Origin of the sequence: Streptomyces sp. APSN-46.1 (assembly GCF_022815725.1) — a bacterium.
Taxonomy (GTDB): domain Bacteria; phylum Actinomycetota; class Actinomycetes; order Streptomycetales; family Streptomycetaceae; genus Streptomyces.
This window is the reverse complement of sequence record NZ_JALGRF010000007.1, coordinates 82347-103998: the sequence shown is the minus strand read 5'-3', so window position 1 is coordinate 103998 and position 21652 is coordinate 82347. Positions and strand designations below refer to the sequence as shown.

The 21652-nt window shown below is 73.1% G+C and carries 22 protein-coding genes; 14 read left to right on the top strand and 8 right to left on the bottom strand.

Annotated features, from left to right (window positions below; all coding sequences use genetic code 11):
* Positions 1–65: 65 nt before the first annotated feature.
* Together MTF65_RS20140 and MTF65_RS20135 are read right to left on the bottom strand one after the other, a co-directional pair.
* On the bottom strand, positions 66–905 hold the full coding sequence (locus tag MTF65_RS20140; protein ID WP_243630184.1) for a siderophore-interacting protein: 840 nt from the start codon (positions 903–905) through the stop codon (positions 66–68).
* Positions 906–953: 48 nt separating this feature from the next.
* Positions 954–1859, bottom strand: coding sequence for a 5'-3' exonuclease (locus MTF65_RS20135; RefSeq protein ID WP_243630428.1), 906 nt, complete (start codon positions 1857–1859; stop codon positions 954–956).
* Between the two features lie 158 nt (positions 1860–2017).
* On the opposite strand from MTF65_RS20135, the gene MTF65_RS20130 reads away from it, so the two are divergent.
* The gene (locus MTF65_RS20130) at positions 2018–2629 is read left to right on the top strand and encodes a helix-turn-helix domain-containing protein (protein ID WP_243630183.1); all 612 of its coding nucleotides are present in this window, start codon (positions 2018–2020) and stop codon (positions 2627–2629) included.
* Positions 2630–2640: 11 nt separating this feature from the next.
* The gene (locus MTF65_RS20125; RefSeq protein WP_243630182.1) at positions 2641–3366 is read left to right on the top strand and encodes a helical backbone metal receptor; all 726 of its coding nucleotides are present in this window, start codon (positions 2641–2643) and stop codon (positions 3364–3366) included.
* Positions 3367–3429: 63 nt separating this feature from the next.
* Here the strand turns inward: MTF65_RS20125 and MTF65_RS20120 are convergent, their stop codons facing one another.
* Positions 3430–4554 carry a TDT family transporter gene (locus tag MTF65_RS20120; RefSeq protein WP_243630180.1) on the bottom strand — a complete coding sequence of 375 codons (1125 nt, stop codon included), beginning with the start codon at positions 4552–4554 and terminating at the stop codon, positions 3430–3432.
* Between the two features lie 70 nt (positions 4555–4624).
* Between MTF65_RS20120 and MTF65_RS20115 the strand changes: the two genes are divergently transcribed.
* Entirely contained in the window at positions 4625–5548 is a 924-nt protein-coding gene (locus MTF65_RS20115) for a LysR family transcriptional regulator (protein ID WP_243630179.1), read from the top strand.
* Between the two features lie 264 nt (positions 5549–5812).
* Here the strand turns inward: MTF65_RS20115 and MTF65_RS20110 are convergent, their stop codons facing one another.
* The 3 genes from MTF65_RS20110 to MTF65_RS20100 all read right to left on the bottom strand — a co-directional run bounded on the left by MTF65_RS20110 (position 5813) and on the right by MTF65_RS20100 (position 9002).
* Positions 5813–6514 carry a gamma-glutamyl-gamma-aminobutyrate hydrolase family protein gene (locus MTF65_RS20110; RefSeq protein ID WP_243630177.1) on the bottom strand — a complete coding sequence of 234 codons (702 nt, stop codon included), beginning with the start codon at positions 6512–6514 and terminating at the stop codon, positions 5813–5815.
* 132 nt (positions 6515–6646) lie between these two features.
* Positions 6647–8125 carry an ethanolamine permease gene (gene eat / locus MTF65_RS20105; protein WP_243630176.1) on the bottom strand — a complete coding sequence of 493 codons (1479 nt, stop codon included), beginning with the start codon at positions 8123–8125 and terminating at the stop codon, positions 6647–6649.
* 130 nt (positions 8126–8255) lie between these two features.
* Positions 8256–9002, bottom strand: a complete 747-nt coding sequence (locus MTF65_RS20100; RefSeq protein WP_243630174.1) for a FadR/GntR family transcriptional regulator — start codon at positions 9000–9002, stop codon at positions 8256–8258.
* 77 nt (positions 9003–9079) lie between these two features.
* Here MTF65_RS20100 and MTF65_RS20095 point away from each other — a divergent pair, with 77 nt between their 5' ends.
* From MTF65_RS20095 to MTF65_RS20085, 3 genes are read left to right on the top strand one after another with little or no spacing between them, the layout of a single operon-like run.
* Complete coding sequence (locus MTF65_RS20095; RefSeq protein WP_243630173.1) at positions 9080–10444, top strand: glutamine synthetase family protein; 1365 nt, start codon at positions 9080–9082, stop codon at positions 10442–10444.
* Positions 10445–10480: 36 nt separating this feature from the next.
* Positions 10481–11860, top strand: coding sequence for an aldehyde dehydrogenase (locus MTF65_RS20090; RefSeq protein ID WP_243630172.1), 1380 nt, complete (start codon positions 10481–10483; stop codon positions 11858–11860).
* Positions 11861–11866: 6 nt separating this feature from the next.
* Positions 11867–12661 carry a 3-oxoacyl-ACP reductase gene (locus MTF65_RS20085; RefSeq protein WP_243630170.1) on the top strand — a complete coding sequence of 265 codons (795 nt, stop codon included), beginning with the start codon at positions 11867–11869 and terminating at the stop codon, positions 12659–12661.
* An 11-nt stretch (positions 12662–12672) separates the two neighbouring features.
* Here the strand turns inward: MTF65_RS20085 and MTF65_RS20080 are convergent, their stop codons facing one another.
* A complete protein-coding gene (locus MTF65_RS20080) occupies positions 12673–13878 on the bottom strand; it encodes an amino acid deaminase/aldolase (RefSeq protein WP_243630168.1) in 1206 nt (401 codons plus the stop codon).
* 151 nt (positions 13879–14029) lie between these two features.
* Between MTF65_RS20080 and MTF65_RS20075 the strand changes: the two genes are divergently transcribed.
* From MTF65_RS20075 to MTF65_RS20065, 3 genes are all read left to right on the top strand, one after another.
* Positions 14030–14770: a hypothetical protein gene (locus tag MTF65_RS20075; RefSeq protein ID WP_243630166.1), complete on the top strand. Its 741-nt coding sequence runs from the start codon at positions 14030–14032 to the stop codon at positions 14768–14770.
* Positions 14767–15975 carry a type VII secretion-associated serine protease mycosin gene (mycP, locus tag MTF65_RS20070; protein WP_243630164.1) on the top strand — a complete coding sequence of 403 codons (1209 nt, stop codon included), beginning with the start codon at positions 14767–14769 and terminating at the stop codon, positions 15973–15975. Before MTF65_RS20075 ends, mycP begins: the two co-directional genes overlap by 4 nt.
* A 72-nt stretch (positions 15976–16047) precedes the next feature.
* Entirely contained in the window at positions 16048–16794 is a 747-nt protein-coding gene (locus MTF65_RS20065; protein ID WP_243630427.1) for an SseB family protein, read from the top strand.
* Positions 16795–16879: 85 nt separating this feature from the next.
* Here the strand turns inward: MTF65_RS20065 and MTF65_RS20060 are convergent, their stop codons facing one another.
* Complete coding sequence (locus MTF65_RS20060; protein WP_243630162.1) at positions 16880–17263, bottom strand: DUF1844 domain-containing protein; 384 nt, start codon at positions 17261–17263, stop codon at positions 16880–16882.
* A 323-nt stretch (positions 17264–17586) separates the two neighbouring features.
* Between MTF65_RS20060 and infC the strand changes: the two genes are divergently transcribed.
* From infC to MTF65_RS20035, 5 genes are all read left to right on the top strand, one after another.
* Positions 17587–18315, top strand: coding sequence for a translation initiation factor IF-3 (gene infC, locus MTF65_RS20055; protein ID WP_243630160.1), 729 nt, complete (start codon positions 17587–17589; stop codon positions 18313–18315).
* Positions 18316–18426: 111 nt separating this feature from the next.
* Positions 18427–18621, top strand: coding sequence for a 50S ribosomal protein L35 (rpmI, locus tag MTF65_RS20050; protein ID WP_243630157.1), 195 nt, complete (start codon positions 18427–18429; stop codon positions 18619–18621).
* Between the two features lie 103 nt (positions 18622–18724).
* Positions 18725–19117: a 50S ribosomal protein L20 gene (rplT, locus tag MTF65_RS20045; RefSeq protein WP_008741875.1), complete on the top strand. Its 393-nt coding sequence runs from the start codon at positions 18725–18727 to the stop codon at positions 19115–19117.
* Between the two features lie 173 nt (positions 19118–19290).
* A complete protein-coding gene (locus MTF65_RS20040; protein ID WP_243630156.1) occupies positions 19291–20154 on the top strand; it encodes an RNA methyltransferase in 864 nt (287 codons plus the stop codon).
* Positions 20155–20209: 55 nt separating this feature from the next.
* Complete coding sequence (locus MTF65_RS20035) at positions 20210–21556, top strand: PAS domain-containing sensor histidine kinase (RefSeq protein ID WP_243630155.1); 1347 nt, start codon at positions 20210–20212, stop codon at positions 21554–21556.
* Positions 21557–21652 lie beyond the last annotated feature (96 nt).

Genomic DNA, 21652 nt, shown 5'->3' with positions numbered 1-21652 from the left:
GGCGACGAGGGCCGCCAGGGCCGCTTCAGGGCCGCCCTTCGGGGCCGCCCTGAGGGCCGTCGGCGTCAGACCGCCGGGAGTTCCTGTTCGGCGGCCTCGACCTCGGCGTTCCAGTCGCGCTTGATCGCGCGCCAGCCCTCGTCCGTCTCGCCCAGCCGCCAGTAGCCCGAGATCGACAGCCGCTCGCGCGGGATGCCGCGCTCCAGGCGCAGGTGGCGGCGGAGGTCCTTGACGAAGCCCGCCTCGCCGTGGACGAAGGCGTGGACGTCGGCGGAGGGGAACTCCAGCGAGGTGATCGCCTCCACCAGGGCCTCGCCGATGGGGCGGCCGCCGCGGTGCAGCCAGATCGGGACGACCCCGTCCGGGGTGGCGATCTTCTGCTCGTCGTCCGGGCCGTCGATCTCCACGAAGGCGTGCACTCGCGCGCCGACCGGCATCCGCTCCAGCGCGGCGCCGATCGCGGGCAGGGCGCTCTCGTCGCCCGCCAGGAGGTACCAGCCGGCGGCGGGGTCCGGGGCGTACGCGCCGCCGGGGCCGAGGAAGCGGACCTCCTCGCCGGGCTGGACGCGGGCAGCCCAGGGGCCGGCGAGGCCCTCGTCGCCGTGGACGACGAAGTCCAGGGTCATCTCCAGGTGCGCCGGGTCCCAGCTGCGGACGGTGTACGCGCGCTGGCGCGGCCACTGCTCGCGGGGGTGGGAGGAGCGGATCGCGTCCAGGTCCCAGGGGGAGGGGTAGGTGACGCCCTCCGGCGCGAAGAGGATCTTGATGTAGTGGTCGGTGAACTCCCCCGCGCCGAACTCGGCCAGCCCGGCTCCCCCCAGCACCAGCCGCACCATGTGCGGTGTCAGCCGCTCGGTGCGTACGACGACGGCGGTGCCGACCTTGCGGGCGCGTCCTTCTGCCACGGCGTCTCCCTGACTCCAGTTAAACTTAGGATTACCTAAGTTAGCACCTCAGGGGAGCAGCGCGCTGCTCAGACGCGACACCGCTCCACTCAGACCCCAGCGGCGGGCCAGCTCCTCCACGAGATCCGGCTGGGCGGGAGCCTTCGGCAGGGCCGGGTCGAACCGCGGAAGCGGAACGTCCGAGGCGACCTTGACCACCTTCGGGGCCACCGCCAGATACGGCCGCGATTCGTGCAGCCGCTTGCGCTGGGCCGGAGTCAGCTTGGACCTCGGGTCGTCGATCGCGGCGATGATTCCGGCCAGATTCCCGTACGCGTCGAGGAGCTTGGCCGCCGTCTTCTCGCCGATCCCGGGCACGCCCGGCAGGCCGTCGCTCGGGTCCCCGCGCAGCAGCGCCAGGTCCGCGTACCCGGGGCCGTCGACGCCGTACTTCTCGCGCAGCCACGCCTCGTCGGTGACCTGGAGCGTGCCCACGCCCTTGAGCGGGTACAGCACGCGCCGCTGCCGGGCGTCGTCCACCAGCTGGTAGAGGTCCCGGTCGCCGGTGACGATGTCCACCGGGCCGGTGGCCCGCGCGGTCAGCGTCCCGATCACGTCGTCCGCCTCGTATCCGGCGACCCCGACCCGGGCGATCCCGAACGCGTCCAGCGCCGCCTCGATGATCGGCACCTGCGGGGCCAGTGTGTCCGGGACCTCCTCCACATCGGGGCCGGTCGCCGTCTCGGCCGCGACCCGGTGGGCCTTGTACGAGGGGATCAGCTCCACCCGCCAGTGCGGGCGCCAGTCGGCGTCCATGCAGGCCACCAGATCGTCCGGGTGGTGGTCGTGGACCAGCCGCCCGATGAAGTCGAGCAGCCCGCGCACGGCGTTCACCGGGGTGCCGTCCGGTGCCCTCACGGAGTCCGGCACGCCGAAGTAGGCACGGAAGTAGAGGGAGGCGGTGTCCAGGAGCATCAGGCGTCGTGTCGTCACGGTGACGATGATGCCGCAGCCGCGGCGCGTTCGGCTGACTCCGGCCGGGGGAGGCCGTGCGCGCGAAACCGGAGGCGGTTGCTGCGTATGGTGCTTACAGCAGACCGATGTGCGACGGACAAGGGGAGGGCAGCCCCGACATGAACGACAGGGACGGCGCAGACGACAAGGAACGGGACAAGGACGCCAAGGAACCGCTCCGGGTGGGCGTGGCCGTGCGTAAACGGCGCCGCGCGCTCCACTTGACGCTCGCCGCGGTATCGGCGCGCAGCGGCCTCTCGGTGCCTTTCCTCAGCCAGATAGAGAACGAGCGGGCCCGGCCCAGCATGCGCTCCCTGGAGCGGGTCGCGGACGCGCTGGAGACCACGGCCGTCGAACTGCTGGCCGCCTCCGACACCGCGCGCACGGTGGACCTCGTACGGGCCGGTGACGAATCCGGGCTCACCCCCGTCCCCGGCGTACGTCCCCTCGTACGCGGGCACCACCAGCTGCACGCGTTGGAATTCACCGGGGACCAGGACGCCGGCGGCGAGTACCAGCACCGCAACGACGAGCTGATGTACGTGGTCTCGGGCGCGTGCCAGGTGGAGGCCGAGGGGCGGGCGTTCCGGCTGGAGTGCGGGGACGCGCTGTTCCTGTCCGGAGGCGTGCGGCACCGCTGGCGGGCCGTCACCGAGGACACCCGGTTCCTGGTCGTCGCGGTCGGGGAGCACATCCACGCGACCTCCGAGCCGCCGTCGCCGGGGCAGTGAGCCGCCGGGCGGTGAAGCGGAAGCGGGTCGTCTCGCTGGTGCCCTCGCTGACCGAGGCGGTGGCGGTGAGCGCTCCCGGGCTGCTGGTCGGGGTCACGGACTGGTGCACGCACCCCGCGGACCTGGGGGACGCCGTGCGCATAGGGGGCACGAAGAACCCCGATGTACGGGCGATCGCCGCGCTGCGCCCCGACCTGGTGATCGCCAACGAGGAGGAGAACCGGGCCCCGGACCTGGCGGCGCTGCGGGCTGCCGGTGCGGAGGTGCTGGTCACCGAGGTACGCGAGCTGCCGCAGGCGCTGCGCGAGCTGGACCGGGTACTGGTGGGGGCGTTGGGGCTGGCGCGGCCGGGGTGGCTGACCGACGCCGAGCGGGCGTGGGCCCGGGCCGAGCCCGCCGGGGAGCGCCGGGCGATCGTCCCGGTGTGGCGGCGGCCGTGGATGGTCCTGGGCCGGGACACGTTCGCCGGGGACCTGCTGGCGCGACTGGGGGTGCGCAACGTCTACGCCGGGCACGCGGAGCGGTATCCGCGGGTCCCGGTGGCGGAGCTGGCCGCCGCCGGATGCGATCTGGTGGTGCTGCCGGACGAGCCGTACCGCTTCACGGCCGAGGACGGGCCGGAGGCCTTTCCGGACCTGCCGGCGGCGCTGGTCAGCGGACGGCACCTGACCTGGTACGGCCCCTCGCTGGCCGAGGCCCCCGCGGTCCTGGCCGCCGCCTTGCGCGCTGCGGGCTGACGCCGGGACGCGGCGAGCGTGCGTGCCCGAGCTCGCGACGCCGCGGAGATCCGGGAAACACCCCTAGCGTGGGGCGGCGAGCAGGCGGCCGGTGACGAGGCCGCGGAGGGTGTGGGCGGCGGCGAGCAGCCAGGCGGTGAGCAGGGCCAGGAACAGGGCCGCGGCCAGCCAGGCGAAGGCGGTCAGGCCGGTGTGGCGGGCCAGGCCGGCGGCGCCGGTGACGCAGGTGCCGACGGGGAAGGTCAGGGCCCACCAGGTCATCGCGAAGCCCATGCCGTTACGGGCGGCCCGGACCAGCATCGCCGCCGCCAGGGCCAGCCACAGGAGGGCGAAGCCCATCACGGGGACCCCGTAGACGACCGCGAAGGCGCCGAGCGCGCCGGCGTAGGGGGCTCCGATCGACCGGGGGGCCATGTCCGCGAGCTGGTTCACGGCGGTGGTGGACTGGCCGAGGGGGCCGAGGACCAGGAAGAGGGTGGGGGTCAGGGCCAGGGGCAGCGGGCCGCTCATGATCAGCCGGCCGAACACCAGGGGCAGCATGAGCAGGGTGGCCAGCAGGCTGATGCCGAACATGGCGTAGCAGGCGAGCAGCAGCGCCTCACGGGCCTGGCCCTCGGGCAGGTGGGGTATGAGCAGCGGGCCCACGGCTGCGGAGACCATCGGGGCGACCAGGGGGAGCAGCCAGACGGGGGTGGCCTGGTGGGGCTCGACCTTGTGGCGGACCACCATCAGGTAGGGCACGACGACGGCCATGACCAGGCCGATCACGGTTCCGGCGGTGAAGAGGACCGCGTCCGCGACGACGGCCGGCCCGGTGCCGATCAGGTCCTCGCCGACGATGAGGGTGCCGCCTCCGACGGCCAGCAGCGCCATCGCCAGACAGCCGTAGAAGGGGGCGACGGCGGGGTCCAGGAGATGAGCGCGGGCCTGGTCGCGGTGGTGAAGCCAGTGCCCGGCGCGGGCGGTCAGCAGGACGGCGAGGGCGGCGGCGGACAGCGCCCAGAGGAGCTGGCAGGCCACGCGCTGTCCGGGCAGCTGGTACGGGAGGGTCGCGCCGGCGTTGGCGACGATCGCCGTGCCCATGACGGAGGCGTACCAGTTGGGGCCGAGGTGCCGGAGCGCGGGGGCCTTGTGGGCCAGGGGCGCGGGGTCGGTGGCGGTGCGGGGTCGCACGAGGGTGGTGGCCATGGAGCCAGCGTCTCGCCGGAGCGGGCGGGGCGGCAGAGGCCATCTTCATATGAGGGCATAAACTGGATTTATGGGCAATGAGGAGTGGGTTCCGCTGGCGCACCGCGTGCCGGACCTGGGCGCGCTGGAGTTGCTGCTGGCGGTGGCGCGGGTCGGCAGCCTGAGCGGGGCCGCGCGGCGCATGGGCATCACCCAGCCCGCCGCGAGCAGCCGGATCCGGGCGATGGAGACCCGGCTGGGGGTCGCGCTGGTGGACCGGTCGCCGCGGGGATCGACGCTGACGGCGGACGGGGCGCTGGTCACGGACTGGGCCCGGCGGGTGGTGGAGGCGGCCGAGGCGTTCGACGCGGGGGCGCAGGCGCTCCGCGGGCGACGGGACTCGCGGTTGCGGGTGGCGGCCAGTATGACGATCGCGGAGTACCTGCTCCCGGGGTGGCTGATCGCGCTGCGGGGGCAGCGGCCGGATACGGCGGTGTCCCTGCACGCCGGGAACTCGGCCGTGGTCGCGCAGCGGGTGCTGGCCCACGAGGCGGACCTCGGGTTCGTGGAGGGGCTTTCCGTGCCGGAGGGGCTGGACTCGGTGGTGATCGCGCAGGACCGGCTGGTGGTCGCGGTGGCACCGGGGCACCCGTGGGCCCGGCGGGCACGGGGAGTGGAGGCGGCGGAGCTGGCGGCGACACCGCTGATCCTGCGGGAGCGGGGTTCGGGGACGCGGCAGGTGCTGGACGCGGCGCTGGCGGGGTGCGGGGGGCTGGCGGAGCCGCTGCTGGAGCTGGCGTCGACGACCGCGGTGAAGTCGGCGGCGCTGAGCGGGGCGGGGCCGTGCGTGCTGTCGGAGCTGGCGGTGGGGGACGAGCTGGCGGCGCGGCGGCTGGTGGCCGTGCCGGTGGTTGCGGCGGCGCTGGACCGGGAGTTGCGGGCCGTGTGGCCGGTGGGGGCGCGGCCGGGTGGCCCGGCGCGGGATCTGCTGTCGCTGACCCGGGCCCCCGCGTGATCCCGCCGGGGGTTTAGCGGGAGGTCCGGGGGCGGGCGCCCCCGGACCCCGAGCGGCGGGCCGCCCTGCCCCGCCGGTGCCCCGGCCCGGGGGAGGGGCCGGGTGCGGCGCCGTTGCGGGGGCGCTGCCCCCGGACCCCCGCGCCTCAAACGCCGGCGAGGCTGGATTTGGGCGCTGCCCCCGGCCCCCGCGCCTCAAACGCCGGCGGGGCTGGAAAGGGCCGGCGGGGTTGGCGAGGTGGCCGGGAGGCGGCTTAGCCGCGGCTTAGACGGGGGCGAGGGTTAGGCTGCTGGCCTCGATCAGGGAGGACATGACGCGGGTGTCCTTGTCGCGTTCCGGGTGCCACTGGACGCCCAGGACCCAGCGGTCCGGTTCGGGGAGTTCGATGGCCTCCACCGTGCCGTCCAGGGCGTGGGCCGAGACGACCAGGCCGCTGCCCACGCGGTCCACCGCCTGGTGGTGGTACGTGGGGACGTCCGCCTCCTCCGGGACCAGTGCCGCGTAACGGGTGCCGGGGACCGGGCGCACCGGGTGCCAGGAGGTGATGCCCGGGGTCTCTACGTGGCCGTCGATGTGCTGGTGCAGCGTGCCGCCCAGGGCCACGTTCAGCGCCTGCATGCCCCGGCAGATGCCCAGCAGCGGCATCCGGGATTCCAGCGCGGCGTTGATCAGGGCCAGCTCCCAGTGGTCGCGGACCGTCGCGGGATCCCCCGTACGGGGGTCGCGGGCGGCGCCGTAGTGGACCGGGTCCACGTCCGGTCCGCCCGCGATGACCAGGCCGTCCACCCGGCTGAGCACCTCCGCCGCCCTCGCGGGTTCGTCGGGCGGGAGCAGCACGGCCGCACCGCCCGCCGCCTGGACGAGTTCGTAGTACCCGGTCGGAACCAGGGAAGCGGGAAGGTCCCACACCCCGTAGCGGGTGGATTCCTCCACGTAGGTGGAGATGCCGATGAGCGGCCTGGGCACGGTTTCTACCTCCAGGGACGGTCGAGACACAGGGGTCGGGCACGGCCGGGCACGGTCGTGCGTACGGCGCGCCGTCACGCGGCGCGCCGCAAGGTCATGCAACACCATGCAAGGTCATGCGGGGACAGGATTTCAGTCCCGGGAGAGTTCCGCCTCGGCTTCGGCGAGGGCCGCGAATTCTTCTTCGGGTGCCGAGGCCACCAAGTGGTGCCGACTGTAGATCGCGAAGTAGGCGAGGGCGACGGCGTACACGGCCAGTGCGATGAATGCCGCGTCCTTGTCCACCAGGAAGGTGGCGACCAGGGCCGACAGGGCCAGGGCGAAGGCCACCGAGGACGTGGCGATGCCGCCCGGTGTGCGGTACGGGCGCTCCAGCCCCGGCTCCCGGTGGCGCAGCACGATATGCGACAGGGCCATCAGGGCGTACGAGATGGTCGCGCCGAACACCGCGATGTTGAGCATGCGCGGGCCGTTCCCGGTGGCCGCCGCGAGGGCGAAGCCGATCGCGCCGGGTATCAGCAGGCCGAGGTACGGGGCCTTGCGCTTCGAGGTCAGGGACAGGAAGCGCGGCAGATAGCCCGCCCGGGACAGGGCGAACAGCTGGCGCGAGCCGGCGAAGATCAGGGAGAAGAACGAGGCGACCAGGCCGGCCAGACCGGCGTAGTTGACGAAGGTCTTCAGCCACGACAGGCCGGGGTTGCCCTCCAGCGCCACGACGAGCGGGTTGCCGGCGTCCTTGATGGCGTCGGCGCCGCGGGCGCCGGTCGAGGCCAGGAAGGTGATCAGCGCCAGCACGACGAGGATGCCCATGGAGATCGACAGGGCGCGCGGCATCGAGCGCACCGGGTCCTTGGCCTCCTCGGCCGCGAGCGGGACGCCCTCGACCCCGAGGAAGAACCACATCCCGAACGGGAAGGCCGCCCAGATGCCGAGGAAGCCCAGCGGCAGCCAGGAGTTCGATCCGGCGGCGGTGGTGTCGACGGGGATGTTGTCGAGGTTGGCCGCGTCGAACTCGGTGAACGCGCCGAGCGCGAAGACGATCAGCGCGAGCACGGCGATGGCGGTGACGACGAGGGAGAAGCGCAGGGCCTCGCCGACGCCCCAGAGGTGGATGCCGATGAAGACCGCGAAGCAGGCGAGGTAGACGGGCCAGCCGGAGGTGAGCCCGAAGAGGTTCAGGGATTCGACGTAGTCGCCGATGAAGATGGCGATCGCGGCGGGGGCCAGGATGTACTCGATGAGGATCGCGGTGCCGGTGAGGAACCCGCCCCAGGTGCCCAGCGCCCGGCGGGCGAAGCCGTAGCCGCCGCCCGCCGTGGGCAGGATCGCGGACAGCTCCGCGAGGGAGAAGACGAGGCACGCGTACATCGCGCCCATCAGGACGGTGGCGATGGCGAGGCCGCCGAAGCCGCCCTGGGCGAGGCCGACGTTCCAGCCGGAGAAGTCGCCGGAGACGACGTACGCGACGCCGAGGCCGGTGAGCAGCAGCCAGCCGGCGCTGCCGCGGCGCAGCGTACGGCGCCCGAGATAGTCGTCGGGACGGGCGCCGCCATCGGGGGGCGGGGCGGTTTCGGGCCCGGCTGCCAGCCGGGCCTCGATGTCGTCGGCCATGGGTGCGCTCCTGCCTCAGGGCAATGGTTGTGAGGCGTACCTTTGCGTCAGCGGAGGGGAACGCGCAAGACCCCTGCGTTAAACAGCGGTTACGAAAACCTCCCGGGGCGCGAGAACGCGAACCCGCCCCTCAGGCCAGAAACCCCCTCAGCAGCGCCGCCGTCCCGCAGCAGTGCTGGCGCATCGTCTCGCGGGCGGCCTCGGCGTCCTGCTCCAGTACCGCCTCGACCAGCGCGGTGTGCTGCTGCTGCGAGTGCTCCAGGTTGCGCACCAGTAGCGGGATGCAGTCCAGCAGGTCGTTCACCGAGGCCCGGACGGCCGCGTACTGGGCCGTCAGCGTGGCGGATCCGGCGAGTTCGCACAGGGTGAGGTGGAAGAGGGTGTCCTGGCGGCGGTAGTCCGCGAGCGCGGCGTCATGGGTGGCGGCGAGCGCGCCGAGCAGCCGCTCGGAGCCCTCCTCGGTCAGCCCGTGGGAGGCGCACAGGCCGGCCGCGCCCACTTCCAGGACCTCGCGGAACCGCAGGACGTCCTCGATGTCCACGCCCGCGACCCGGCGCCGCAGCTCCTCCTCGGCCCCGCCCGCCGGGGTGTCCGGACGCGGCAGCACGAACGTTCCGCCGTACCGGCCGCGCCGGGCCTCCACCAGACCCTGGTCCTGGAGTACCTTCAGGACCTCCCGCAGGGTGACCCGGCTGATCCCCATCCGCTCGGCCAACTCGCGCTCCGGTGGCAGCCGTTCGCCGCCCGGTACCAGGCCCAGCCGGACCACCTGGAGAATCTGCTCCAGCGCCTCCTCGAAACCGTTGCCCGCCCGCACCTGTCGCAGCACGGGATTCAGCCGCGCGATCGGGCCGCCTTCGCTCGCCGTGTCGGTCATCTTGGCTCCTCCCCTTCCCAAGCAATGGTTCTATTCAATACCTTAGGCCCACTCGGCTCACCGAAGGAGAGATTCCCGTGGTAGACCGCAAGCCGCCGCTCGCGCCCGAGGAGCTCCGTGCCCTCGTCGCCAGCGGTGAGATCGACACAGTGGTCCTGGCCTTCCCCGACATGCAGGGACGCCTCCAGGGCAAGCGGTTCGCCGCGCAGTTCTTCCTCGACGAAGTCCTCGAACACGGCACCGAGGGCTGCAACTACCTCCTGGCCGTCGACACCGACATGAACACCGTCGACGGATACGAGATGTCCTCCTGGGACCGGGGCTACGGCGACTTCGCCATGCGCCCCGACCTCGCCACCCTGCGCCGGATCCCCTGGAACCCGGGCAGCGCCTTCCTCCTGGCCGACCTGGCCTGGAACGACGGCTCGCCCGTCGTGGCCGCGCCCCGGCAGATCCTGCGCCGCCAGCTGGAGCGCCTCGCCGAGCACGGGTACACCGCGATGGTCGGCACCGAGCTGGAGTTCATGGTGTTCCAGGACACCTACGAGCAGGCCTGGAACGCCAACTACCGCGGCCTGACCCCGGCGAACCAGTACAACATCGACTACTCCGTCCTCGGCACCGGTCGCATCGAGCCGCTGCTGCGCCGCATCCGCAACGAGATGCAGGCCGCGGGCCTGATCGTCGAGTCGGCGAAGGGGGAGTGCAACCTCGGACAGCACGAGATCGCCTTCCGCTACGACGAGGCGCTGACCACCTGCGACCAGCACGCCGTCTACAAGACGGGGGCGAAGGAGATCGCCGCCCAGGAGGGTGTCTCGCTCACCTTCATGGCCAAGTTCGACGAGCGCGAGGGCAACTCCTGCCACATCCACCTCTCACTCAGCGACGCCGACGGGCACAACGCGATGGCCGGGGACGGCCCTGGCGGCATGTCACCGGTGATGCGGCACTTCCTGGCCGGCCAGCTGGCCGCGCTGCGCGACTTCTCCCTTCTCTACGCCCCGAACATCAACTCGTACAAGCGTTTCCGGCCGGGATCCTTCGCACCGACCGCCGTCGCCTGGGGCGTCGACAACCGGACCTGCGCCCTTCGCGTCGTCGGCCACGGCCGCTCCATGCGCTTCGAGAACCGCCTCCCCGGCGGCGACGTCAACCCGTACCTCGCCGTCGCGGGCCTGGTCGCGGCCGGGCTGTACGGCGTCGAGAACCGCCTGGAACTCCCGGAAGCCTGCGCCGGCAACGCCTACACCGCCGATTTCGCGCACGTCCCGACCACCTTGCGCGAGGCCGCGGAGCTCTGGGAGAACAGTGAGATCGCCAAGGCGGCCTTCGGTCCCGAGGTGGTCGCCCACTACCGGAACATGGCCCGCGTGGAACTCGACGCGTACGACTCCGCGGTCACCGACTGGGAGCTGCGCCGCTCCTTCGAACGCCTGTAACCCGCTCCCGCCAACCGAAAGTCTGTGAGGCACCACGTGTCCGATGTGCTGGCCCCCCTCGATCTAGAGGTGTTGAATCCGGCCACCGAGGAAATCGTCGCCATCGTCCCGGCCGCCACACGGGACGATGTCGATGCCGCCGTCGCCAGAGCCGCCGCCGCCCAGCGCGGCTGGGCGGCGGTCGCCCCCGCGGACCGGGCCCGGCTGCTCCGCCGCTTCGCGGCGGTGGTCGACGGACACATCGAGGAGCTGGCCCGCCTGGAGGTCCGGGAAGCCGGGCACACCATCGGCAACGCCCGCTGGGAAGCCGGCAACGTACGCGACCTGCTGGACTTCGCCGCCGGCGGAGTGGAACGGCTCTCCGGCCGCCAGATCCCCGTCGCCGGAGGCATCGACGTCACCTTCCTCGAACCCCTCGGCGTCATCGGCGTGATCGCCCCGTGGAACTTCCCCATGCCGATCGCCGCCTGGGGCCTGGCCCCCGCGCTCGCCGCTGGCAACGCCGTCATCCTCAAGCCCGCCGAGACCACCCCGCTCACCGCACTGCGCCTCGCCGAACTCGCCCTCGAAGCCGGGATCCCCGAGCACCTGCTCCAGGTGCTCCCCGGCCGCGGGGCGATCACCGGAGACGCGCTGGTCGAGCACCCCGGCGTCGCGAAGATCGTGTTCACCGGCTCCACCCGGGTCGGCAAGCAGATCATGGCCAAGTGCGCCGACCGGGTGAAGCGGGTCACCCTCGAACTCGGCGGCAAGAGCCCCAACATCGTCTTCGCGGACGCGGACCTGGAGGCGGCGGCCGCCGCCGCCCCCATGGCCTTCCTGGACAACACCGGCCAGGACTGCTGCGCCCGCACGCGGATCCTCGTACAGCGCTCGGTGTACGACCGGTTCCTGGAGCTGGTCGCCCCCGGAATCGAGGGCGTGGTCGTCGGGGACCCGTCCGACGAGAAGACGCAGATGGGGCCGCTGATCTCGCAGGTGCAGCTGGACCGCGTGCGGTTGTACGTCACCGACGACCTCACCGCGATCCGGGGCACGGCTCCCGCGGGCCCCGGGTTCTGGCACGCCCCGACCCTCGTCACCGGCGTCGCCCCCACCGCGCCCGTGGCCGCCGAGGAGGTCTTCGGCCCGGTCGCCGTCGTCCTGCCCTTCGAGGACGAGGAGGACGCCGTACGCCTGGCCAACGCCACCGAGTACGGACTCTCCGGCTCCCTCTGGACCCGCGACATCGGCCGTGCCCTGCGCGTCTCGCGCGCCGTCGCCGCGGGCAACCTGTCCGTCAACTCCCACAGCAGCGTCCGCTACTCGACCCCCTTCGGCGGCTACAAGCAGTCCGGACTCGGACGCGAGCTCGGACCCGACGCCCTCACCGCGTTCACCGAAACCAAGAACGTCTTCATCAGCACGGAGGCCTGAAAACTCATGACCGGTCAGAGCACTGAAGAGATCGTCTGCCGCCGCCTGGTCGGCCGCACCGCCGTCATCACCGGAGCCGGCAGCGGCATCGGCCTCGCCACCGCCCGCCGACTCGGCTCCGAAGGCGCCAATGTGGTCTGCGCGGACATCGACGAGACGGCCGGCAAGGCCGCCGCCGAGGAGGTCGGAGGCACCTTCGTCAAGGTGGACGTCACCAGCCCCGAGGAGGTCGAGGCGCTGTTCAAGACCGCCTTCGACACCTACGGCTCGGTCGACATCGCCTTCAACAACGCGGGCATCTCGCCCCCCGAGGACGACTCGATCCTCACCACCGGCCTGGAGGCCTGGAAGCGCGTCCAGGACGTCAACCTCACCTCCGTCTACCTGTGCTGCAAGGCCGCCCTGCCCTACATGCGGCGCCAGGGCCGCGGCTCGATCATCAACACCGCGTCCTTCGTGGCCATCATGGGCGCCGCCACCTCGCAGATCTCGTACACCGCCTCCAAGGGCGGCGTCCTCGCCATGTCCCGCGAACTCGGCGTCCAGTTCGCCCGCGAGGGGATCCGCGTCAACGCCCTGTGCCCCGGGCCGGTCAACACCCCGCTCCTCCAGGAGCTGTTCGCCAAGGACCCCGAGCGGGCCGCCCGCCGCCTCGTGCACATCCCGCTGGGCCGGTTCGCCGAGCCCACCGAGATCGCCGCGGCCGTCGCCTTCCTCGCCAGCGACGACTCCTCCTTCATCAACGCCACCGACTTCCTGGTCGACGGCGGCATCTCCGGCGCGTACGTCACCCCGCTGTAGGGCGAACACCCCTAAAGGAACGTGCGGCCCTCGCCCCGGTAGGTCGGGGCGGTGGCCGTCACCCGGTCGCCCTCCACGAGGTGCAACGCGTCGAAGCGCTCGCACAGTTCCCCCGCCTTGGCGTGGCGGAACCAGACCCGGTCGCCGATCAGCAGGTCGTCGGCCGGGCTGCCGAGGAGCGGGGTCTGCACCTCGCCCGCACCCTCCTGGGGGTCGTAGCGCAGGCCCCGGGGCAGGTACGGCTCGGGGAGCCGGTCGGGTCCGGCCGCGCCGGAGGCGGGGTAGCCGCCGCCGAGCACGGTGACGACACCCACGCCCGGCCTGCGGACCACCGGCAGGGCGAACAGCGCGGCCGGGCGGCCCCGGAACGAGGTGTAGTTGTCGAACAGCCTCGGTACGTACAGCCCCGAGCCGGCCGCGATCTCGGTGACGGCGTCCTCGGCGGCGGTCTGCTGGACGCTGCCGGTGCCGCCCCCGTTGACGAACTCCAGGTCCGGGATGACGGAGCGGACGGCCCGGACCGCCTCGGCACGGCGCGCGGCGAGCTCCCTGCGGGCCGCGCCCTGCATCAGCCGGATGGCGCGGGAGCGCAACGGCCGCCCCGCGAGGGCGTCTCCGACCCCCGCGACGTGGCCCTCGTACCCCATGAGCCCGACGACCCGGAAGCCCGGCCGGGCGCTGACCGCGCGGGCCAGCTCGGCGAGCTGCCCGGGCTCGCGCAGCGGCGAACGCCGGGCGCCCACGCGGACCCTGCCGCCGAAGAGCTGGAGCGCGGTGTCGAGTTCGAGGCAGACCCGGATCTCCTGGCCGCCGCCGTCCCGCGCGCGGTCCATGAGCTCCAGCTGCGCGGGGTCGTCCACCATGACGGTCACGGCACCGGCCAGCTTCGGGTCACCGGCCAGCTCGGCGAAGCCCGCGCGGTCGGCGGACGGGTAGGCGAGCAGGACGTCCTCGAAACCCGAGCGGGCCAGCCAGATGGACTCGGCGAGCGTGTACGACATGATCCCCGCGAACCCGGGCCGGGCCAGGACCCGTTCCAGGAGCACGCGGCACCGGACGGACTTGCTGGCCACCCGGATCGGCTTCCCGCCGGCGCGGCGCACCAGGTCGTCGGCGTTGGCGTCGAAGGCGTCGAGGTCGACGACGGCCAGCGGGGCGTCGAGGTGGGCGGTGGCCTTGTCGTACCGGGCCCGGTCGCCTCCGGCGGGGGATTTCATGGCGGCAGCTTGCCAGACGCCTCTACCGGTGGGTAGGCCCCGAACCCCCTGGGGAGTGTCGGTCGCGAGGGAGTCCCCGGGACCGGGGCCCGGCAGGCCGGACGTAGAGTACGGGGAGGCCGCAGCGGAAGAACGGGGGGCGGGCCGCCGCATGACGACGTCGACACCGCAGACCGCGTTCCCCGCCGTGCCGCAGCGGATGGCCGCCGCCGTGCTGTGCGGACTGCTCGGGGCCGGACTCGTCGGCGCGGCCGGGGTCACCGCCTGGGAGGAACACCGCGCCGCGCACCGCCCCTTGACCGCCGGCGCCGCCTACCGCGAGGCGGGCTCGCTCTGGCGGGCCGCCCCGGTGGACACCCTGTTCCCGCCCGTGCTCGACGGAGCCGCCGCCGGGCCCGGCGGCGCCGACCGCTCCTGGACCCGGACGGCCATCGCTCCCGACGCCGCGTGCGCGGCCGCCCTGGCCCCCGACTGGCAGGGCCTGCTGAACGAAACCGGAGCCGGCTGCACCCGCGTGCTCCGCGCCACCTACACCGACGCCACCCGAAGCTCCCTGATCACCGTCGGCCTGGTCTTCACCCCAGCCGACGCCACCGCCATGGCGGGCCTGCGCGAGCGCCTCACCGCCCCGCCCGCCTACGGGTTCGCCGACCCGCAGCGCGCGGCCTGGACGGCGTCCGTGCTCCCCGAGGCCCCGGTCGTCGTCTACGCCGTATCGGCCTTCGCCGACGGCCGGGTCCTGGACACCCCCCTCCCGGCCCGGGACGCCATGAAGAAGGACGCCACCGGCGCCGCGGCGCGCGCCGGCCTCGGCCACGAGACCCAGGCCGTCGCCGACCGGGTCGAGCGCGCCGTCCGGGCCCTGGCCACCGCGCCGGAGCCCGCGGCATGACGGCGCGGACGAGCGGATCCCGGGCCCGCACCACCCTGGCGGCCCTCGTGTGCGCCGCGCTCCTCGCCGGGGCCACCGCGCCCGCCGTCGCCGTCGCCGCCCCAGCCGACATTGACGCCATCCGCGACCGCCAGTGGGGCCTGCTGGCGCTGCGCGCCGAGGAGGCCTGGGGGACCACCCAGGGCGAGGGGATCACCGTCGCCGTCCTCGACACCGGGGTCGACTCCCGCCACCCCGACCTGGCCGGACAGGTCCTCGACGGCACCGACCTCATCGGCATGGGAGCCGGCCGCGGCGATCGCGCCTGGGCCCGCCACGGCACCGCGATGGCCGGCATCATCGCCGGGCACGGCCACGGAGCCAACCGCCGCCAGGGCGTCCTCGGCATCGCCCCCCGCGCGAAGATCCTCCCGGTGCGGGTGATCCTCGAAGAGGGCGACCCCGGCCGCGCCAAGGCCCGCGAGAGCAAGGGCGGCGCCCTCGCCGAGGGCATCCGCTGGGCGGCCGACCACGGCGCCGACATCATCAACCTGTCCCTCGGCGACGACAGCGAGTCCGCCCACCACGAGGCCGCCGAGGACGAGGCGGTTCAGTACGCCCTGGCCAAGGGCGTGGTCGTCGTCGCCTCCGCGGGCAACAGCGGCAAACAGGGCGACCCCGCCTCCTACCCGGCCGGCTACCCCGGGGTCATCGCCGTCGCCGCCGTCGACCGGCGCGGCCGCAGGGCCGGCTTCTCCACCCGCAACTGGTACGCCACCGTCAGCGCCCCCGGCGTCGACGTCGTCATCGCCGATCCCGACCGCTCCTACTACGAGGGCTGGGGCACCAGCGCCGCCGCGGCCTTCGTCTCCGGCGCCGTGGCCCTGGTCAAGGCGGCCCACCCGGACCTGTCCCCGGCCCAGATCAAGAAGCTGCTGGAGGACACCGCCTCGGACTCCCCGCCCGGCGGACGCGACGACTCCCGGGGCCACGGCCTGGTGGATCCCGTCGCCGCCCTCCAGGCCGCGGAGCGACTGCGCCCCGAGCAGCCGGTGCCCTCGCCCGTCGCGGCCGGCCGGCCCTACTTCGGCCCCGGCCCCGAGCCCGTCCGCGTGCCCGAGCGCGGCGCCCGGATCGGGGCCCCCGCGGCGGCCGCCGCGGGGGTGGCGCTGCTCGCGCTGGCCCTCGTACTGGCCCGGCGGCCGCGGCGCCCCGGGCCGGGATAGGGTCGGGTAACTGTGGCGATCAAAGGCGTGGCGATTAAAGGCGTGGCGAACAAAAGCGTGGCGAAGAAGAGCGTGGCGAACAAGAGCATTCCCGACCCCGGCTTCTCCGACGACGACGGCTCCGCCGACCCCCGGCTGAGCGCGGCCCTGGCCGCCTGGGCCGAGGACAGGGGCCGCGAGCCCGAGGTGCTGGCCGCGCTCCAGGACGCCCGTCTGCTGGTCCCCGTCGTCGCCGTCCTCGGCGAGGTCGAGACCGACCCGGAGACCGGCCTCAAGCGGGAGAAGACCAGCGACATGGCCGTCCCCACCCTCACGGCGGGGGACCGGCGCGCGCTGCCCGCCTTCACCTCGATCGCCTCGCTCGCGCTGTGGGACCCGGCGGCCCGGCCGGTGGCCGTCCCGCTGCACCAGGCCCTGAAGGCCGCCGCGCACGAGAAGGCCGACACCGTGGTCCTCGACCTGGCCGGCCCGGTCACGTATCAGCTCACCGGCGCCGCCCTGCGCGCCCTGGCCGAGGGCCGCACGGACGCGGGCCCGCTGGCCGATCCCGCCGTACGGGAGGCCGTACGCGCGGCCGTGGCCGCCGAGCCCGCCGTACTCCGCGCCCACATCGGCCCCGCGGGCCCGGACGCCGACGGCACCCTCGCCATCGTGCTGGCCGGTGACGCGCAGAGCGCCCCGGCGGCGGCCCGCCGGGTCGCCGAGGCGCTGGCCGCCGACGAGACCCTGCGGGGCCGGCTGGTGCGCGGGCTGAATCTGGCACTGCTGCCGGCCGGGGCCCCGAACCCGCCCGGCGAGCCGCTCTTCACCCGCCCGTAGGCGAAGCCCGTAAGCGAAGCCCCTAAACGAAGAAGGAGGCCGGGGCGGTCACGCCCCGGCCTCCTTCTCCCCTGCGTGGACGCGCTCAGGCGTACACCGGGCCCGTGAACTTCTCGCCCGGGCCCTGGCCCGGCTCGTCCGGCACGATCGAGGCCTCGCGGAAGGCGAGCTGCAGTGACTTCAGACCGTCGCGGAGCGGGGCGGCGTGGAAGGAGCTGATCTCGGTGGCGCTCGCCGTGACCAGGCCGGCCAGGGCCGTGATCAGCTTGCGGGCCTCGTCGAGGTCCTTGTGCTCGGAGTCCGGCTTGTCCAGACCCAGGTTGACCGCCGCGGCGCTCAGCAGGTGCACGGCCACCGTGGTGATCACCTCGACCGCGGGCACGTCCGCGATGTCGCGGGTCATGGCGTCGTAGTCGGGGGCCTGGTCGGAATCGGCGGAGTCAATGGTGGAGGGCGTCGCGTCAGTCATGCGCCCCACGATATGCCGTGCGGCGGGCTTGTCACGCGGGTGCTAGTATGTACTTCGACCGGCCGGACACTGATGTGCCCGGCCCACAAGTGGAGGCTCCGATCTCCCACCTGACTGCCCTCCGGGGTGGCGGGTCATCCGGTCAGGCGGTATCCATCGTTCCGTACGGACGATGGAAAGCTGCCCGAGTTGCGCCCCGCGGTTCGCATGCGGAGGTGCTCCGGTTGTGTTGGAGCCCCTGCCTGTGCCCGGCGGGGCATTTTTGTGTTCCGCCGCGGTTGGTCTGACGACAACAAACGTCAGCGGCTGTCTGCCAGGCAGTCGTGTGGTGCTACCGAGGAGGATCCATCAGCACCGAGCCCCGCATCAACGATCGGATTCGTGTCCCTGAGGTGCGACTCGTCGGTCCCAGCGGCGAACAGGTGGGCATCGTCCCGCTTGCGAAGGCGCTTGAGCTCGCGCAGGAGTACGACCTGGACCTGGTCGAGGTCGCGGCGTCTGCACGCCCGCCGGTCTGCAAGCTCATGGACTACGGCAAGTTCAAGTACGAGTCGGCCATGAAGGCCCGTGAGGCGCGCAAGAACCAGGCGCACACGGTCATCAAGGAAATGAAGCTCCGGCCGAAGATCGACCCGCACGACTATGACACCAAGAAGGGTCACGTCGTTCGGTTCCTCAAGCAGGGCGACAAGGTCAAGATCACGATCATGTTCCGTGGTCGCGAGCAGTCCCGGCCGGAACTCGGCTACCGACTGCTGCAGCGTCTCGCTTCGGACGTCGAGGACCTCGGGTTCATCGAGTCGAACCCGAAGCAGGACGGCCGAAACATGATCATGGTCCTCGGTCCGCACAAGAAGAAGACCGAGGCGATGGCCGAAGCCCGCGAGGCGCAGGCCGCCCGCAAGGCCGAGCGCCAGGGTGTCTCCGCCACCGACGAGGAGGCTCCCTCCGAGGAAGCCGCCGTCGAGGCGCAGGACATCGAGGTCGCCTCTGCCGAGGTTGCCGAGGACGCCGAGGCTGCCGCCTCCGACGAGGCATCCGCCGAGGCCTGATCCAGGGACAGCCCGTCCCGGGTCACCGACACAACATGACGCTCCCGCGAGCCCGGTCCCGCAAGCGGACCGGACCGGCGGGAGCGCCACCGACGAGGAGAGAACGGCGCCATGCCGAAGAACAAGACGCACAGCGGTACCAAGAAGCGCTTCAAGGTCACCGGCTCCGGCAAGATCCTGCGCGAGCGCGCCGGTAAGCGCCACCTGCTCGAGCACAAGTCGTCCAAGCTGACGCGTCGCCTCACCGGCACCGCGGAGATGGCCCCGGGCGACGCCGCGAAGATCAAGAAGCTTCTCGGCATCTGACGTCTCCGCTCCCCTGCCGGGAGCGGGACGCCATGACCACCGGGACCCCATCGAATTTCGGGCCGTGTGAAGACACCCACGGCCCCGCTACAAGGAGTAAAAAGTGGCACGCGTCAAGCGGGCAGTAAACGCCCACAAGAAGCGCCGGGCGATCCTCGAGGCTGCCTCCGGCTACCGCGGTCAGCGTTCGCGCCTGTACCGCAAGGCCAAGGAGCAGGTCACCCACTCGCTGGTCTACAACTTCAACGACCGCAAGAAGCGCAAGGGCGACTTCCGTCAGCTGTGGATCCAGCGCATCAACGCCGCTGCCCGCCAGAACGGCATGACGTACAACCGCCTCATCCAGGGTCTGAAGGCCGCCAACATCGAGGTGGACCGCAAGATCCTCGCGGAGCTGGCCGTCAACGACGCCAACGCGTTCGCCGCGCTCGTCGAGGTTGCGCAGAAGGCGCTTCCGGCCGACGTGAACGCCCCGAAGGCCCCCGCCGCCGCCTAAGCGCCGCCTAAGCGTCACGCTTCGCGAGCAGCAAGCCCTTCACTGGCTTCAGCCCGGACCCGCAGGCCCTGTGCCTGCGGGTCCGTGCGTTGTGACACCTGTTTTCACGGACCACCTGTTTTCGCGGACCACCTGTTTTCACCCGCAGTACGTACGGAAGCGAGCCGACCGCCATGGGTACCCCCGCCCCCGCCGAGCTGATCTCCCCCCGGTCCCCCCGGGTGGCCGCCGCCAGGCGGCTGGCACGGCGCAACTTCCGCACCAAGGAGCGCCGGTTCATCGCCGAGGGCCCGCAGGCGGTCCGCGAGGCCGTGGCGCACCGCGGGACCGAGGGCGCGACCCTGATCGAGCTGTTCGCCACCGTCGAGGCCGCCGAGCGCTACGCCGACATCGTCGAGGCCGCGACCGCCGCCGGCGCCCGCGTCCACTACGCCTCCGACGAGGTGCTCGCGGAGGTCTCGCAGACCGTCACCCCGCAGGGCCTGGTCGGCGTCTGCCACTTCCTCGACTCCCCCTTCGAGGACATCCTCAAGGGCCGGCCCAAGCTGGTCGCCGTCCTCGCGCACGTCCGCGACCCCGGCAACGCCGGTACGGTGCTGCGCTGCGCGGACGCCGCGGGCGCCGACGCCGTGGTGCTCACCGACGCCTCGGTGGACCCGTACAACCCGAAGTCGGTACGGGCCTCCGTGGGCTCCCTCTTCCACCTCCCGGTCGCGGTCGGCGTGCCGGTGGAGCAGGCCGTCGAGGGGCTGCGGGCAGCGGGCGTACGGATCCTCGCGGCCGACGGGGCCGGCGAGGACGACCTCGACGCCGAGCTCGACGCGGGCACCATGGGCGGCCCCTCGGCCTGGGTCTTCGGCAACGAGGCCTGGGGCCTGCCCGAGGAGACCCGGGCGCTCGCGGACGCCGTGGTGCGGGTCCCGATCCACGGCAAGGCGGAGAGCCTGAACCTCGCCACGGCCGCCGCCGTGTGCCTCTACGCCTCCGCGCGTGCACAGCGGGCTCCCGGAGGGTGCCGCTCTGTGACTCCCAGCTAGTAATGTGGCGGCCCGGGGGCCCACTGCGCTACTCGGAGATGTGGGGTACGGGGACATGACCGTCGGTACGAACAGCTCGCCGGGGGCCGCGGAAGCCGCTGACGCGGCCGAGGAACGGTTCCGGGACACCCCCGAACCCTGCGGGCCCGGCCCGGCCGGCGGCGAAGCCGCGCAGGCCCCCGCGAGCGGGCACCCCGGCGCCCCGGACGCGCTGCGCGGCGTACCGCCGCAAGCGGCGGACTCCGGGCGCGGCAGCAGCCCCGGCGCCCGCCGGCCGGCCTCCGCCCCCGGCGCCCGCACCGGCCTCCCCCGGCAGAGCACCGGCCCGGGCTCCCCGGCCGCCGCCCCCGGCGAGGGGACCGGCTTCGCGGTCGACCCCGACGACCTGCCCGACGGGCTCGTCATCGCCGACGACACCGGGCGGGTCATCTGCTTCAACCGGGTCGCGGCCCGGATGACCGCGATTGACCCCGCCCAGGCCCTCGGTACCCGCATCGACTCCGCGCTCCCGCTGGAGGACCTCGAAGGCCGCCGCTGGTGGGCGCTGACCGATCCGTACGGGGGCCTCGCCACCCGGCGCGGGCAGCCCGAGCGGAACCTGCTGCTCCCCGGCGGCCGCGAGGTGCTCGTATCCGCCAGCTACGTCCGTACGCACCCCACGGGCCCGCTGCGCCGCCTCGTGGTCACCCTGCGGGGCACCGAGGCCCGGCGCCGCACCGAGCGCAGCCACGCCGAGCTGATCGCGACCGTGGCCCACGAGCTGCGCTCCCCGCTCACCTCCGTCAAGGGCTTCACGGCGACGCTGCTCGCCAAGTGGGAGCGGTTCACCGACGACCAGAAGCGGCTGATGCTGGAGACCGTCGACGCCGACGCCAACCGCGTCACCCGGCTGATCGCCGAGCTCCTCGACATCTCCCGCATCGACTCCGGGCGGCTGGAGGTGCGCCGCCAGCCCGTCGATCTCGCCACCGCCGTGGCCCGGCACGTCCAGGCCCTCACGGCGAACGGCCAGGCCCCCGACCGGTTCCTCGTGCGCGTCAGCCGCCCGCTCCCCGATCTGTGGGCCGATCCGGACAAGATCGACCAGATCCTCGGCAACCTCCTCGAAAATGCGGTGCGGCACGGCGACGGAACGGTCACCATCGACGTATCGCCGCATGAGAAGGGAACCGCCGTCACCGTGACCGACGAAGGCCCCGGGATCCCCGAGGAGTCGATGGGCCGCGTCTTCACCCGCTTCTGGCGGGGGAGCAAGCGCGGCGGCACCGGCCTGGGCCTGTACATCGTCAAGGGCATCGTGGAGGCCCACGGCGGCACCATCACGGTCGGCCGCGGGCCCGGCGGAGGCGCCGAGTTCCGATTTATCCTGCCCGTCGCCGCCCCGGCCTACCTCACGCAGTAGCCCTGCGGAGCGTCTCGCCAGGCGGCCCACGGGCCTCCATCACCCCCAGCGGCCTTTAGACTCGTCCTTTGGCACCTTTGTGTCCGTGTGCAGAAC

Excerpts from the sequence above, each read along its gene's own strand:
- MTF65_RS20135 (WP_243630428.1), bottom strand. The coding sequence starts at position 1,859 with ATGCTCCTGGACACCGCCTCCCTCTACTTCCGTGCCTACTTCGGCGTG.
- MTF65_RS20130 (WP_243630183.1), top strand. The coding sequence starts at position 2,018 with ATGAACGACAGGGACGGCGCAGACGACAAGGAACGGGACAAGGACGCC.
- MTF65_RS20120 (WP_243630180.1), bottom strand. The coding sequence starts at position 4,554 with ATGGCCACCACCCTCGTGCGACCCCGCACCGCCACCGACCCCGCGCCC.
- MTF65_RS20115 (WP_243630179.1), top strand. The coding sequence starts at position 4,625 with ATGGGCAATGAGGAGTGGGTTCCGCTGGCGCACCGCGTGCCGGACCTG.
- eat (WP_243630176.1), bottom strand. The coding sequence starts at position 8,125 with ATGGCCGACGACATCGAGGCCCGGCTGGCAGCCGGGCCCGAAACCGCC.
- MTF65_RS20100 (WP_243630174.1), bottom strand. The coding sequence starts at position 9,002 with ATGACCGACACGGCGAGCGAAGGCGGCCCGATCGCGCGGCTGAATCCC.
- MTF65_RS20085 (WP_243630170.1), top strand. The coding sequence starts at position 11,867 with ATGACCGGTCAGAGCACTGAAGAGATCGTCTGCCGCCGCCTGGTCGGC.
- MTF65_RS20080 (WP_243630168.1), bottom strand. The coding sequence starts at position 13,878 with ATGAAATCCCCCGCCGGAGGCGACCGGGCCCGGTACGACAAGGCCACC.
- MTF65_RS20075 (WP_243630166.1), top strand. The coding sequence starts at position 14,030 with ATGACGACGTCGACACCGCAGACCGCGTTCCCCGCCGTGCCGCAGCGG.
- mycP (WP_243630164.1), top strand. The coding sequence starts at position 14,767 with ATGACGGCGCGGACGAGCGGATCCCGGGCCCGCACCACCCTGGCGGCC.
- MTF65_RS20060 (WP_243630162.1), bottom strand. The coding sequence starts at position 17,263 with ATGACTGACGCGACGCCCTCCACCATTGACTCCGCCGATTCCGACCAG.
- rpmI (WP_243630157.1), top strand. The coding sequence starts at position 18,427 with ATGCCGAAGAACAAGACGCACAGCGGTACCAAGAAGCGCTTCAAGGTC.
- MTF65_RS20040 (WP_243630156.1), top strand. The coding sequence starts at position 19,291 with ATGGGTACCCCCGCCCCCGCCGAGCTGATCTCCCCCCGGTCCCCCCGG.
- MTF65_RS20035 (WP_243630155.1), top strand. The coding sequence starts at position 20,210 with ATGACCGTCGGTACGAACAGCTCGCCGGGGGCCGCGGAAGCCGCTGAC.